This window comes from Rhizobium sp. NLR16a, from assembly GCF_017948245.1.
Classification (GTDB): domain Bacteria; phylum Pseudomonadota; class Alphaproteobacteria; order Rhizobiales; family Rhizobiaceae; genus Rhizobium.
Genome location: NZ_CP072868.1, coordinates 461,073 through 473,466 on the forward strand (window position 1 = coordinate 461,073; position 12,394 = coordinate 473,466).

Consider the following 12,394-nt stretch of genomic DNA (forward strand, 5'->3'; position numbering starts at 1 on the left):
GAGCGGTCGGACGGGGTCCGGCGTCCCGAATCAAGTCTTAAAACAATACTTCGGAAGGGAATCGGCGGGAAGAGAGCGGCCAAAAAATAAGCCGCGGCATTTGTCAATGCCGCGGCTTCTACATCTTGTGGATATTGATGGTGCCATCAATATCTGTAGTGGTCGGACTTGAACGGACCCTGAGGCTTCACGCCGATATAGGCGGCCTGCTCTTCGCTGAGCTGGGTCAGCTTCACGCCGAGCTTGTCGAGGTGAAGGCGTGCGACCTTCTCATCGAGATGCTTCGGCAGGATGTACACCTTGTTCTCGTACTGGCCGGGCTTTGTGAAGAGCTCGATTTGCGCCAGCGTCTGGTTGGTGAAGGAAGCCGACATCACGAAGGACGGATGGCCGGTCGCATTGCCGAGGTTGAGCAGACGGCCTTCGGAGAGAAGGATGATGCGGTTGCCCTTGGGGAACTCAATTAGGTCGACCTGCGGCTTGACGTTGGTCCACTTGAGGTTACGCAGCGCGGCGACTTCGATTTCGTTGTCGAAATGGCCGATATTGCCGACGATCGCCATGTCCTTCATCTGCCGCATGTGGTCGATGCGGATGACGTCCTTGTTGCCTGTCGTGGTGATGAAGATATCGGCCGACGAAACGACGTCTTCGAGCAGCACGACTTCATAACCGTCCATGGCGGCCTGCAGAGCGCAGATCGGATCGGCTTCCGTAACCTTGACGCGGGCGCCGGCGCCGGAGAGCGACGCAGCGGAACCCTTGCCGACGTCACCGTAACCGCAGACGACGGCAACCTTGCCGGCCATCATCACGTCGGTGCCGCGGCGGATGCCGTCGACCAGCGATTCCTTGCAGCCGTATTTGTTGTCGAACTTCGACTTGGTGACGGAGTCGTTGACGTTGATCGCCGGGAAGGGCAGCAGGCCCTTCTGGCTGAGCTGGTAGAGGCGGTTGACGCCGGTCGTGGTTTCCTCGGTGACGCCCTTGATGGCATCGCGCTGCTTGGTGAACCAGCCCGGGGAAGCGGCAAGGCGCTTTTTGATCTGGGCGAAGAGGATTTCCTCTTCTTCGGAATGCGGGTTGGAGAGCACGTCCTCGCCGGCTTCGGCGCGGGCGCCGAGCAGGATGTACATGGTGGCGTCGCCGCCGTCATCGAGGATCATGTTGGAAAGGCCGCCATCGGCCCACTGGAAGATCTTGTCGGTATAGACCCAATAGTCTTCGAGCGACTCGCCCTTGATGGCGAAAACCGGAACGCCGGCGGCGGCGATCGCGGCTGCGGCATGGTCCTGCGTCGAGAAGATGTTGCACGAGGCCCAGCGGACTTCGGCGCCGAGCGCAACCAGGGTTTCGATCAGCACGGCCGTCTGGATGGTCATGTGCAGCGAACCGGTGATGCGTGCGCCCTTCAGCGGCTTTGCGTCGCCGAACTCGGCGCGGCACGACATCAGCCCCGGCATTTCGGTTTCGGCGATCGTAATTTCCTTGCGGCCGAAATCCGCAAGCCCGATATCGGCGACGACATAATCTTTTTCAGTGCTCATAGAGGTCTCCAGGCTGAAAAACGTCTCAAAAATTGGCGCAGGCGCAAGCAAGCGCACGGCATATCAGCCGTTTAGCAGGCTTCGCCTGGGATGGCAATAAGGATATAAAGAAGTCTTTATATGTTTATATGAACTCGGCCGAGCTCACATTTCTTCGCCGAACTTGTTCTGGATCAGCTGATCAAGGGCCTCCAAGGCTTCCTGAGCCTGGCTGCCGCTTGCCGAGACGACGACGCTGGACCCGGGGCTTGCGGCAAGCATCATGAGGCCCATGATTGAGGTGCCGCCGACCGTCATTCCATCTTTGGAAACGGTGATGGCCGCATCGAAATTCTCGACCATCTGCACGAATTTGGCGGAAGCGCGAGCGTGAAGGCCGCGCTTGTTGATGATAAGGAGTTCCCGGGAAAGCGATGTCATGAAGCGCCGTTATTTTCCGCTGAGCACGCGGCTCGCGACATTGATATATTTCCGCCCGGCTTCGGAAGCCTCCACCAGCGCCTTCTCCATGTTGTTCTCGCCGCGGACGCCGGCGAGCTTGATCAGCATCGGCAAGTTCATGCCGGCAATGACTTCGGTGTGGCCGCTACTCATGACCGAGATGGCGAGGTTAGATGGTGTGCCACCGAACATGTCGGTCAAGATGACGACGCCATGGCCGTCATCGGCGCCGGATACGGCTTGCAGAATGTCCTGCCGTCTCTGGTCCATATCGTCTTCGGGGCCAATACAGACCGTCTCGATAAATTTCTGAGGACCGACGACGTGCTCGACAGCATGACGAAACTCTTCAGCCAGCTTGCCATGAGTGACAAGCACAAGTCCGATCATGATATTACTGCTCCCATATACGCAAACGGTGGCTGAGATATCGCAATGCAGCAATTTCGTCCACCGGTGGCGGCACATCTTGGCTATGAAAAGCCGAAGTGCAAGATAAAAATGCAAACATATAAGGCGGATTGATCAATCCGGAAGCCTTTCAGCATCCGATGTCAGGCGCTTTCGCCATCAGGATCGCCAGCGGTGAGGCAACATTTGTGAGCAACCGCAATGCGGGAAGCGAAAAACCAGGGGCAAGACTGACGATTTCGCCCTCCGCAGGGACGCGGTTTTCACCGGAAGCGCTGCCCGGAAGCACGGCATAGTGCATGGTTGCCGGGGACACGTGATCCTGCCGGACGATGCCGGTGCCGCGAAGTTCGATGAGCCCGGCGATCGACGGCGGGCAGGTGGCAATCACCGACCCGGCTTTTTCCGATAGGAGGACCTGGTCGTCGGCGACCAGCGCCGTAAAAAGACCCAGCCGGCGGGCTTCGGTCATGCAGGTGAATGCCAGCATCGACTTTCCCCAGCCGGAGGGCCCGCTGAACAGCAGCCCCGTCCTGCCCACGACAATCGCCGTCGCATGGATGGTGGGAGCCGGCTCGCTCATGCGGCGGCATCGAGCGGAAGGGCGAGGATGAAGCGCGCGCCGAGCACGCGCCCGTTCTCGCCATCGGTGATGTTCTCCGCCCTCAGCGAACCGCCGTGGGCTTCGGCGATCTGGCGGCTGATCGAAAGGCCGAGGCCGGAATTCTGGCCGAAACCTTCCGATTCCGGACGGTCCGTGTAGAAACGCTCGAAGATGCGGTCGATATTTTCCGCCTGAATGCCGGGGCCGTTGTCTTCGATGGTGGTGACGCAGCGTGACCGTGTGCGTACCAGCCGCACGGTGATCTTGCCGCCCTTCTCGGGCACGAAGGAGCGGGCATTCTCGATCAGGTTGGTGACGATCTGGCCGATGCGCAGATCGTGGCCGTTCACGACGAAACGGGTTTTGATGTTCGGCTTGCGTTCCACCGTATACTCGATCTCCACCTGCTTCTTGCTTCCCCTGATCTGGCGGGACACGTCGATCAGGTCGCGCAGCAGCACCTCCATGTCGACAGAGCCGGCATCGACGCGTGCGAGTTCGGCATCGAGCCGCGAGGCGTCTGATATATCGCTGATCAGGCGGTCGAGGCGGCGGACATCGTGCTGGATGACATCAAGCAGCCGTTTCTTGGAATCCTCCGACCTGGCGAGCGGCAGTGTTTCAACGGCGCTGCGCAGTGAGGTCAGCGGGTTCTTGAGCTCGTGGCTGACATCGGCGGCAAAGCTCTCGATCGCGTCGATGCGGTCATAGAGCGCCGTCGTCATCTCGCGTAAGGCGATGGAGAGGTTGCCGATTTCGTCCTGGCGGGCGGAAAAGTCCGGAATTTGCTCACGTGTCTTGGCGCCGCGGCGAACGCGGATGGCGGCGGCCGAAAGACGGCGCAGCGGATTGGCGATCGTCGACGAGAGCACCAGCGACAGCAGTACGTTGACGAGCGTCGCCACACCGAAAACCCGCATGATCGCCAGCCGTTCGGCATGAACGATGTTGTCGATGTCGCCGGCTTGCGTCGACAACAGCAGCACGCCGAGCACGGCACGGAAGCGCTGGATCGGAACGGCGACGGAAACGATGAGCTCGCCTTTCTCGGTGGTGCGCACGACTGCGCCGCGCACGCCGGTCAGCGCGTTCATCACCTCGGGATAGATCGAGCCGTCGCCGCCCGGTGCTTCCTTGTAGAGCGGCAGATTGCCCGGCTGCAGCGCCTTGTTGAACAACGTCGCAAACCAATCGCTCCAGGTCTGCTTCTCTTCTTCGACCGGCGGCAGGTCGAAGCGCAGCACCTGGCCGCGCGAATAGAGGTGGCGCGAATCGAGCAGCAGATTGGCGTCGGCATCGAAGATGCGCGCGCGTGTGCGTGTTGGCGAGATCAGTCGGCGCAGGACCGGCGCGACCTTTTCCGGATCAATCGGAAATTCCAGATCCTCGTCGTTCGGCACCGGGGTGATGCTCTGGCCGGCCTGCAGTTCGAGCAGCTTTTGCGGATCGATGGTGATCGAGTTCGTATCGACTGACGCGGAGGCCGAAACGGCGCCGGCAATGATTTCACCCTGCGTCAACAGGCTTTCGGCGCGGGCGTCGATCAAGCCTTCGCGAAACTGGTTGAGATAGAGAATGCCGCCGACGAGCACCACAAGCGCGACGAGGTTGAAGAACAGGATGCGCCGCGTCAGGCTCGAAAACACCGCATTGCCGAAGATGCGGCGGATCAGCGTGAAGGGATGCGACCAACGGCGGCCTCGGACGCGACGGGTGCTCACGCCCTCCGCATCGTCCAAATCCCTTTCCTGCACCAACTGTGCCAATGACAGGCCCTTTCGAAAGGTTGGGCCGGATAAACCGGCCGGCAACCTTCAACATTTCCAGCTGTGCCGCTCGGGCTCAGGCTGCTTCGCGGAAGCGGTATCCCACTCCGTAGAGTGTTTCAATCATATCAAAGTCGGTATCGACCATCTTGAATTTCTTGCGCAGCCGCTTGATGTGGCTGTCGATGGTCCGGTCGTCGACATAGACCTGTTCATCATAGGCTGCATCCATCAGCGCGTCGCGGCTTTTCACGACGCCGGGGCGCTGCGCCAGCGAATGCAGAATCAGGAACTCGGTCACCGTCAGCGTCACGGCCTCACCCTTCCAGGTGCAGGTATGGCGCTCCTGGTCCATGACGAGCTGCCCGCGCTCCAGCGAGCGGGCCTGCTGCACCGCGCCGGCCTTCGGCGCACCGCTGGGGCTCGTGCCGCCGGCGGCTGCGGCTTCGCGGCTCGAGGCCCGACGCAGGACGGCGCGGACGCGTTCCACCAGCAGGCGCTGCGAGAAAGGCTTGGTGATGAAATCGTCCGCCCCCATCTTCAGGCCGAACAGTTCGTCGATCTCCTCATCCTTGGAAGTGAGGAAAATGACCGGAATATCCGATTTCTGCCGCAGGCGGCGCAACAGTTCCATGCCGTCCATGCGCGGCATCTTGATATCGAAGATCGCCAGCTGTGGCGGTCGCGCCAGAAGGCCGTCGAGCGCCGAGGCACCGTCCGTATAAGTCTCGACCTTATATCCTTCGGCCTCCAGTGCGATCGACACCGAGGTGAGGATGTTGCGGTCGTCGTCAACGAGCGCGATTGTCGCCATAGCATTGGTCTCCGTCATCAGTGCGCAATCTCCCGGATTTTGGTCGTCCCCAGGCGGTCTCAATGACCGGATGCGCTTATGGAGGATAAAGGTGGAACAAATTGTGGCAAAGATAAAGGGGAAGATTGTTGTAAAATTCCACGGCATCTCAAAGTTGTAGGTGGAAATGTTTCAACGCGGCTCTTCAAACGATTTAAAAAGAATGAGACAAATTTAAATCGATTAATTATTTGATATTACTATATTTTCTCAATTTTTGTCTCTTGTCTTTTAAAATTTCTCCCCGTATTTTCCCGCTTGGTTTTAACGGCAACGAGCCTGAGCAAAGGGAACTAGCCATGGAAAAGTTCGGAGTTCATAACCCGGCAACGGAGCTTGCAACGGTTGGATTGGGCGGCGCAGCCAGCGTCCGCTATAACTTTTCCGCCGCAGCGCTCTATGAAGAAGCGATCCGCCGGGGTGAAGCCGAACTGACAGCTCAGGGTGCGCTTCGGGCCCTCACCGGTCAGCATACGGGCCGTTCGCCGCGCGACAAATTCGTCGTTCGCGACACCAATACCGATGGTCAAATCTGGTGGGACAACAACAAGCCCCTCTCGCCGGAGCATTTTGCCCTGCTGCGCGACGATATGCTGGCGCATGCAGCGGGCAAGGATCTGTTCGCTCAGGATCTCGTCGGCGGCGCCGAGGAAGGCCACGCCCTGCCGACCCGAGTCATCACCGAATTCGCCTGGCATTCGCTGTTCATCCGCAATCTGCTGATCCGCCCCGAGGAGGCGGCGCTGCCGACCTTCGTGCCGAAGCTGACGATCATCGACCTGCCGAGCTTCAAGGCCGATCCGGCCCGTCACGGCTGCCGTTCGGAAACGGTGATCGCCTGCGATCTCACCAACGGTCTCGTTCTCATCGGCGGCACCTCCTATGCCGGCGAAATGAAGAAGTCGGTCTTCACCGTGCTCAACTACCTGCTGCCGGCCAAGGGTGCCATGCCGATGCACTGCTCGGCCAATGTCGGTCCGGACGGTGACGCGGCTGTCTTCTTCGGTCTTTCCGGCACCGGCAAGACGACGCTTTCGGCCGATCCGGCCCGCACGCTGATCGGTGACGACGAACACGGCTGGAGCGAAAACGGCATCTTCAACTTCGAAGGCGGCTGCTACGCCAAGACCATCCGCCTTTCGGCTGAGGCCGAACCGGAAATCTACGCAACGACGCAGCGCTTCGGCACCGTGCTCGAAAACGTTGTCCTCAACGAACGGCGTGAACCCGATTTCGATGACGGTTCGCTGACTGAAAATACCCGTTGCGCCTACCCGATGCATTTCATCCCGAATGCCTCGGAAACCGGCCGGGCCGGGCATCCGAAGACGATCATCATGCTGACGGCCGATGCCTTCGGCGTCATGCCGCCGATCGCGCGCCTGACGCCCGATCAGGCGATGTATCACTTCCTCTCCGGGTACACCGCCAAGGTGGCCGGCACCGAAAAGGGTGTCGTCGAGCCGGAAGCGACCTTCTCCACCTGCTTCGGCGCGCCCTTCATGCCGCGTCATCCGGCCGAATACGGCAACCTGCTCAAGGAGCTGATCAGCCGCCACGGCGTCGAGTGCTGGCTCGTCAACACCGGCTGGACCGGCGGCGCCTACGGCACCGGAAAGCGCATGCCGATCAAGGCGACGCGTGCCCTTCTCGCTGCCGCCCTCAGCGGCAAACTCGGCCAGCTCGAATTCCGCACAGACACGAACTTCGGCTTTGCCGTGCCGGTTTCCGTCGATGGCGTCGACGGTGGCATTCTCGATCCGCGCTCGACCTGGGCCGATAAGGCAGCCTACGACGCGCAGGCCGAAAAGCTGGTCTCGATGTTCATTGCCAACTTCGCCAAGTTCGAAGGTCACGTCGACGGCGGCGTTCGCGATGCGGCCCCGGGCGTAAAGGTGGCCGCCGAATAAGAAGCGCAAGCAATTCCAGCAAAAGTGTGCAGCGGTTTTGCGCGCGGAATTGCGCTAAACAAAATCTCTGATTCACGTGAAACCCGGTATTGCAGGATTGCCGGGTTTTCTCGTTGAGGGCCAATTTTCAATTGGCGGCCGATATGAGATAGAACGCCGCATGGCCAGTGACGCGCTCTACATCGATGACAGGATCACCATCGCGGGATGGGAGCTGACGGAACAATTCGTTCTGGCGGGCGGCCCCGGTGGGCAGAACGTCAACAAGGTTTCGACCGCGGTCCAGCTGTTCTTCAACATCGCCAATTCGCCTTCCCTCAATGATCGCGTCAAGGCCAACGCGATCAAGCTCTCCGGTCGGCGCATGTCGAAGGAGGGCGTGCTGATGATCGAGGCGAGCCGCTTTCGCAGCCAGGACCGCAACCGCGAGGATGCCCGCGAGCGGCTGAAGGAACTGATTCTGGAGGCAGCCAAGCCGCCGCCGCCGCCGCGCAAGAAGACCAAGCCGACCAAAGGTTCGGTCGAACGCCGCCTGAAGGAAAAATCCGGCCGCTCGGAAGTCAAAAAAATGCGCGGCCGGCCCGGCGGCGGTGAATGACATGCCCGAGCTCCTGAACGGCATCCGGTATCTGCCCGGCTATCTTGACCGGGCGCGCCAGGAGGAATTGGTCGAGGTGATCCGTGCCGTGGTCACCGAGGCGCCGCTCTATGTGCCCGTCATGCCCGGCACCGGCAAACCGATGTCGGTCAGGATGACCAATTGCGGGCCGCTCGGCTGGGTGACGGACAAGGAGCGGGGCTATCGTTATCAGCCGACGCATCCGGCAACCGGCGGGCCCTGGCCTTATATGCCGCAGCAATTGCTCGATATCTGGAATGACGTTTCGGGTTATGAGAAGCCGCCGGAGGCTTGCCTCGTCAATTTCTATTCCGACGACGCCCGCATGGGCCTGCATCAGGATAAGGACGAGAGGGATTTGCAGGCGCCGGTCGTCTCGATCTCGCTCGGCAACAGCTGCCTCTTCCGGGTCGGCGGCCTCAACCGCAATGATCGCACGCTGTCCTTCAAGCTTGCGAGCGGCGATCTGGTCGTGCTGGGCGGTGAGGGGAGGCTTTGTTATCATGGCGTCGACCGGATCTACCCCGCGACATCGACGCTGTTGAAGAACGGCGGCCGCATCAATCTGACGCTGCGCCGCGTTCGTTCGTGAAAATTGATCGCCTGCTATAGTTTTCTGAGTGCGACCTGTTCGATCAGATGATCCTTGCCCTTTTTCAGGATGAGATCGGCGCGCGGCCGCGTCGGCAGGATGTTCTGGCGCAGGTTCTTCAAGTTGATGTTCCTCCAGAGATCTTCGGCGATTTCAAGCGCTTCCGCATCGGTGATCGAGGCGTAGCGATGGAAATAGGAGTTGGGATCGCGGAAGGCGGTTTCACGCAGCCGCATGAAGCGCGTCACATACCAGTTGTGGATCTGGTCTTCCGCGGCATCGATGTAGATCGAGAAGTCGAAGAAGTCGGATACCATCGGCACGATCTTGCCGTCGGCCGGCAGGTCGCGCGATTGCAGCACGTTGATGCCTTCGAAGATCAGAATGTCGGGACGGTCGACGATCTTGTATTCGTCCGGCAGCACGTCATAGACGAGATGCGAATAACACGGCGCCTTCACATCGGGCCGCCCGGCCTTGATCGCCGAGAGGAAGCGCAGGATCGCGCCCGTATCATAGCTTTCCGGGAAACCCTTGCGCTGCATCAGCTTTTCCCGCTGCAGCACCGCGTTCGGGTGGAGGAAGCCGTCTGTCGTGATGAGATCGACCTTCGGGCTGGAAGGCCAGCGCCCCAGGAGCTCCTTCAGGATACGGGCTGTGGTCGATTTTCCCACAGCGACCGAGCCGGCGATGCCGATGACGAAAGGCGTTTTCGTGACATCCGACATGCTGAGGAAGCGGTTGCGCTGGTCGAACAGCATCTGCGAGGATTCGACATGCGACGAAAGCAGGCGCGACAGCGAGAGGTAGATGCGCCGGACCTCGTCGAGATCGATCGGGTCGCCCATTGAACGCAGCCGCTTGACCTCGTCGCCGGTCAGCGTCAGCGGCGTGTCGGCGCGGAATTTCGCCCATTGCCCGGAAGAGAAGAAATGGTAGGGCGAATAGGATTCAGACTGGAAGTGATCCAATATCTCCGGCACCCCGATAATCTCAGTCGCGATACTCATGAACTCTGCCGGCTGGCCTTTTCCTTGAGACCGGACTGCGCGGTTCTGCGCTCGAGTTCGGCCATGACATTCTCTAGCGGTATTTCAGCAATCTTCAATACGACCAATAGGTGATAGAGCAGGTCGGCCGCCTCATAGGTCAGATTGTCGCGATCGCCTGTCACCGCCGCCATCACCGCTTCGATGGCCTCCTCGCCGAGCTTCTTCGCCGCCTTCGGCTGGCCGGCGGCCACGAGTTTGGCTGTCCAGGACTGCTCCGGTGAGGCTTTCGATCGCTCTTCGACGATGCGTTCGAGGTCGGAAAGGGAAAATCCGCTCATTGTCTGCTCTCAGGGTTCAGTCGAGACGCATGTCGATGCCGCACTTCGACATATAGTGTTTTGCCTCGCCGACAGTATAGGTGCCGAAGTGGAAGATCGATGCGGCCAGCACGGCATTGGCATGGCCTTCCTTCACCCCGGCGACGAGATCGTCGAGGTCGCCGACACCGCCGGACGCAATGACCGGCACACGCACCGCATCGGCGATCGTCCGCGTCAGCTCCAGGTCGTAGCCGACCTTGGTGCCGTCGCGGTCCATGGAGGTGACCAGCAGTTCGCCGGCCCCGCGCGCCACCATCTTCTGCGCGAATTCGACGGCATCGATGCCGGTCGCGTTGCGGCCTCCATGCGTATAGATTTCCCAGGCGCTGAGATTGTCGCCGCCGACCGCTTGCGTGCGCCTGCGCTTGGCGTCGATCGAGACGACGATGCACTGGTCACCGAACTTGTCGGCCGCCTCGGCGACGAAATCAGGATTGCTGACAGCTGCCGAGTTGATCGACACCTTGTCGGCGCCGCACAGCAAGAGCTTGCGGATGTCGGCGATGGTTCTGACCCCGCCTCCGACCGTCAGCGGCATGAAACATTGATCGGCCGTGCGCGACACGACATCGAAAATCGTTTCGCGATTGTCCGAGGACGCGGTGATGTCGAGGAAACAGAGCTCGTCGGCGCCGGCCGCGTCATAGGCCTTCGCCGCTTCGACCGGATCGCCGGCATCAACGAGATTGAGAAAATTGACGCCCTTGACGACGCGGCCGTCCTTGACGTCGAGGCAGGGAATGACACGAGCCTTGAGGGTCATTTACGCAGTCTCCTTGGCCCTGTTGGCCTTGATCAGCGCCAGCGCTTCCTTGGGGTCGATGCGACCGTCGTAAAGCGCCCGGCCGGAAATCGCTCCTTCCAGCTTCTGCGCGTCGGGCTGCAGCATGCGCTTGATATCGTCCATGGAGGCCAGGCCGCCCGAAGCGATGACGGGAATGGAGACGGCATCGGCGAGTTCCAGCGTCGAGCTCCAGTTGATGCCGGTCAGGATGCCGTCGCGGTCGATATCAGTGTAGATGATCGCGGCAACGCCGGCGCCCTCGAATTTCCTGGCAAGCTCGATAATGCCGAGTTCGGAAGCTTCAGCCCAACCCTCGACCGCCACCTTGCCGCCCTTGGCATCGATGCCGACGGCGACGCGGTTGGGAAACTTCCGGCAGGCCTCGATGACCAGCTGAGGATTTCTGACGGCGACGGTGCCGAGGATGACCCGCCGCAACCCCCGCGACAGCCAGGCTTCGATGTGGTCGAGCGTGCGGATGCCGCCACCGAGCTGCACCGGATTTTTCGTCGCCTTCAGGATCGTCTCGACGGCGTCGCCATTGGCCGAATGCCCCGCGAAGGCGCCATCGAGATCGACCACATGCAACCATTCGAAGCCCTGGTCTTCGAAGGATTTCGCCTGGGCGGCCGGATCGGTGTTGTAAACCGTCGCCTGCTGCATGTCGCCGAGCTTCAGGCGAACGCATTGGCCGCCCTTCAGATCGATCGCGGGAAAAAGAATCATGTCGTCTTACGTCCGTAGAGTGATCGCCGCCATCAGCGCATTCCACGCATCTACGATATCCGAGCGGAAAAAGACAGCGGCAATGGCGGCCGCGCTCAAAAGCAGCAGAAGCAGCAGGATGACGATGAAGCCGGCACGCACCTGGCGCCAGAAACCGAGGCGCTTCTTCACCGATTTCTCGATCTCGCGCACCCGCCGCAGGGCGTCGCTGTTGACGGCGGCGAGCCGGATATCTGGCTCCATCGCCTCCACATAGGTCTCGGCATAGCTCGAAAGAATCTGCGAGGCGCGATCGCGCAGAGTGTTGCGCAGGTCGGTGGAGAGATAGTTGCTGGAAACTGCGGCAAGCTCGGCCTCATTGGGCGAACGACCGGCATTCCGCTTGCGATAGCTGACGACGAAATCGCGCTTCTGCCGCTCGTAAAGGGCGTAGGCAAGCAGGCCGATCAGATCGTCTTCGCCTTCGATATAGAATTCCAGCACGGCTTCGGTGATATCCCCGGCGTTGATCCCATTGGCGCGCAGCTGCGAATTCTCGTTGCCGGCAAGGAATTCGTGGATCATCGGTCCAGCCTTTCTTTCAATGCCTTGGCCGCGTTGGAAAGCGCTCTTTTATGGAGGGCTTCGTCGACACGACGAATGATCGTCCCGTCGGGAAGCCGGATGTCCGAGAAGGGAGGCAGACCCTCCCTGGAGGGCCGCAGCATATAGAACACCTTGCCTGATTTCTGCGAAGCCGGCATCGAGCGCACTCCTGTTCCTCCCTTTC

The 12,394-nt window shown here is 60.5% G+C and carries 15 protein-coding genes; 3 read left to right on the forward strand and 12 right to left on the reverse strand.

All coding sequences use genetic code 11. From position 1 onward, the window contains the following. Positions 1–146: 146 nt before the first annotated feature. The 6 genes from ahcY to J7U39_RS26895 all read right to left on the reverse strand — a co-directional run bounded on the left by ahcY (position 147) and on the right by J7U39_RS26895 (position 5,583). Positions 147–1,547, reverse strand: a complete 1,401-nt coding sequence (gene ahcY, locus J7U39_RS26870; RefSeq protein WP_088391285.1) for an adenosylhomocysteinase — start codon at positions 1,545–1,547, stop codon at positions 147–149. A 144-nt stretch (positions 1,548–1,691) separates the two neighbouring features. Further along, complete coding sequence (locus J7U39_RS26875; RefSeq protein WP_011423436.1) at positions 1,692–1,967, reverse strand: HPr family phosphocarrier protein; 276 nt, start codon at positions 1,965–1,967, stop codon at positions 1,692–1,694. A 9-nt stretch (positions 1,968–1,976) separates the two neighbouring features. Beyond that, positions 1,977–2,378, reverse strand: coding sequence for a PTS sugar transporter subunit IIA (locus J7U39_RS26880; RefSeq protein ID WP_011423437.1), 402 nt, complete (start codon positions 2,376–2,378; stop codon positions 1,977–1,979). 151 nt (positions 2,379–2,529) lie between these two features. Next, positions 2,530–2,982, reverse strand: a complete 453-nt coding sequence (locus J7U39_RS26885; protein WP_210632820.1) for a serine/threonine protein kinase — start codon at positions 2,980–2,982, stop codon at positions 2,530–2,532. Continuing rightward, entirely contained in the window at positions 2,979–4,769 is a 1,791-nt protein-coding gene (locus J7U39_RS26890; protein ID WP_210632821.1) for a sensor histidine kinase, read from the reverse strand. The genes J7U39_RS26885 and J7U39_RS26890 overlap by 4 nt, the downstream gene beginning before the upstream one ends. 76 nt (positions 4,770–4,845) lie before the next feature. Continuing rightward, entirely contained in the window at positions 4,846–5,583 is a 738-nt protein-coding gene (locus J7U39_RS26895) for a response regulator transcription factor (protein WP_210633055.1), read from the reverse strand. 338 nt (positions 5,584–5,921) lie between these two features. Here J7U39_RS26895 and J7U39_RS26900 point away from each other — a divergent pair, with 338 nt between their 5' ends. From J7U39_RS26900 to J7U39_RS26910, 3 genes are all read left to right on the forward strand, one after another. Continuing rightward, positions 5,922–7,532, forward strand: a complete 1,611-nt coding sequence (locus tag J7U39_RS26900; protein WP_210632822.1) for a phosphoenolpyruvate carboxykinase — start codon at positions 5,922–5,924, stop codon at positions 7,530–7,532. 160 nt (positions 7,533–7,692) lie between these two features. Further along, on the forward strand, positions 7,693–8,130 hold the full coding sequence (gene arfB / locus J7U39_RS26905) for an alternative ribosome rescue aminoacyl-tRNA hydrolase ArfB (RefSeq protein WP_210632823.1): 438 nt from the start codon (positions 7,693–7,695) through the stop codon (positions 8,128–8,130). Position 8,131: 1 nt separating this feature from the next. Further along, positions 8,132–8,743, forward strand: coding sequence for an alpha-ketoglutarate-dependent dioxygenase AlkB (locus J7U39_RS26910; RefSeq protein WP_210632824.1), 612 nt, complete (start codon positions 8,132–8,134; stop codon positions 8,741–8,743). A 14-nt stretch (positions 8,744–8,757) separates the two neighbouring features. Here the strand turns inward: J7U39_RS26910 and coaA are convergent, their stop codons facing one another. From coaA to J7U39_RS26940, 6 genes are read right to left on the reverse strand one after another with little or no spacing between them, the layout of a single operon-like run. After that, on the reverse strand, positions 8,758–9,753 hold the full coding sequence (gene coaA / locus J7U39_RS26915; RefSeq protein ID WP_210632825.1) for a type I pantothenate kinase: 996 nt from the start codon (positions 9,751–9,753) through the stop codon (positions 8,758–8,760). Then, positions 9,750–10,073, reverse strand: coding sequence for a phosphoribosyl-ATP diphosphatase (locus J7U39_RS26920; RefSeq protein ID WP_085776452.1), 324 nt, complete (start codon positions 10,071–10,073; stop codon positions 9,750–9,752). Before J7U39_RS26920 ends, coaA begins: the two co-directional genes overlap by 4 nt. A 16-nt stretch (positions 10,074–10,089) precedes the next feature. Beyond that, entirely contained in the window at positions 10,090–10,878 is a 789-nt protein-coding gene (gene hisF, locus J7U39_RS26925) for an imidazole glycerol phosphate synthase subunit HisF (RefSeq protein WP_184454375.1), read from the reverse strand. Further along, positions 10,879–11,625: a 1-(5-phosphoribosyl)-5-[(5-phosphoribosylamino)methylideneamino]imidazole-4-carboxamide isomerase gene (gene hisA / locus J7U39_RS26930; RefSeq protein ID WP_210632826.1), complete on the reverse strand. Its 747-nt coding sequence runs from the start codon at positions 11,623–11,625 to the stop codon at positions 10,879–10,881. A 6-nt stretch (positions 11,626–11,631) separates the two neighbouring features. Further along, positions 11,632–12,189 (reverse strand): hypothetical protein, encoded by a 558-nt coding sequence (locus J7U39_RS26935; RefSeq protein ID WP_210632827.1) that lies wholly within the window; start codon positions 12,187–12,189, stop codon positions 11,632–11,634. Then, the gene (locus J7U39_RS26940) at positions 12,186–12,368 is read right to left on the reverse strand and encodes a hypothetical protein (RefSeq protein ID WP_210632828.1); all 183 of its coding nucleotides are present in this window, start codon (positions 12,366–12,368) and stop codon (positions 12,186–12,188) included. Before J7U39_RS26940 ends, J7U39_RS26935 begins: the two co-directional genes overlap by 4 nt. Between the last annotated feature and the right edge of the window lie 26 nt (positions 12,369–12,394).

Coding starts and splice junctions, on each gene's coding strand:
- hisF (WP_184454375.1), bottom strand. CDS start 10,878: ATGACCCTCAAGGCTCGTGTCATTCCCTGCCTCGACGTCAAGGACGGC.
- J7U39_RS26900 (WP_210632822.1), top strand. CDS start 5,922: ATGGAAAAGTTCGGAGTTCATAACCCGGCAACGGAGCTTGCAACGGTT.
- J7U39_RS26935 (WP_210632827.1), bottom strand. CDS start 12,189: ATGATCCACGAATTCCTTGCCGGCAACGAGAATTCGCAGCTGCGCGCC.
- J7U39_RS26880 (WP_011423437.1), bottom strand. CDS start 2,378: ATGATCGGACTTGTGCTTGTCACTCATGGCAAGCTGGCTGAAGAGTTT.
- J7U39_RS26920 (WP_085776452.1), bottom strand. CDS start 10,073: ATGAGCGGATTTTCCCTTTCCGACCTCGAACGCATCGTCGAAGAGCGA.
- hisA (WP_210632826.1), bottom strand. CDS start 11,625: ATGATTCTTTTTCCCGCGATCGATCTGAAGGGCGGCCAATGCGTTCGC.
- ahcY (WP_088391285.1), bottom strand. CDS start 1,547: ATGAGCACTGAAAAAGATTATGTCGTCGCCGATATCGGGCTTGCGGAT.
- J7U39_RS26940 (WP_210632828.1), bottom strand. CDS start 12,368: ATGCCGGCTTCGCAGAAATCAGGCAAGGTGTTCTATATGCTGCGGCCC.
- coaA (WP_210632825.1), bottom strand. CDS start 9,753: ATGAGTATCGCGACTGAGATTATCGGGGTGCCGGAGATATTGGATCAC.
- arfB (WP_210632823.1), top strand. CDS start 7,693: ATGGCCAGTGACGCGCTCTACATCGATGACAGGATCACCATCGCGGGA.
- J7U39_RS26875 (WP_011423436.1), bottom strand. CDS start 1,967: ATGACATCGCTTTCCCGGGAACTCCTTATCATCAACAAGCGCGGCCTT.
- J7U39_RS26910 (WP_210632824.1), top strand. CDS start 8,132: ATGCCCGAGCTCCTGAACGGCATCCGGTATCTGCCCGGCTATCTTGAC.
- J7U39_RS26885 (WP_210632820.1), bottom strand. CDS start 2,982: ATGAGCGAGCCGGCTCCCACCATCCATGCGACGGCGATTGTCGTGGGC.
- J7U39_RS26895 (WP_210633055.1), bottom strand. CDS start 5,583: ATGGCGACAATCGCGCTCGTTGACGACGACCGCAACATCCTCACCTCG.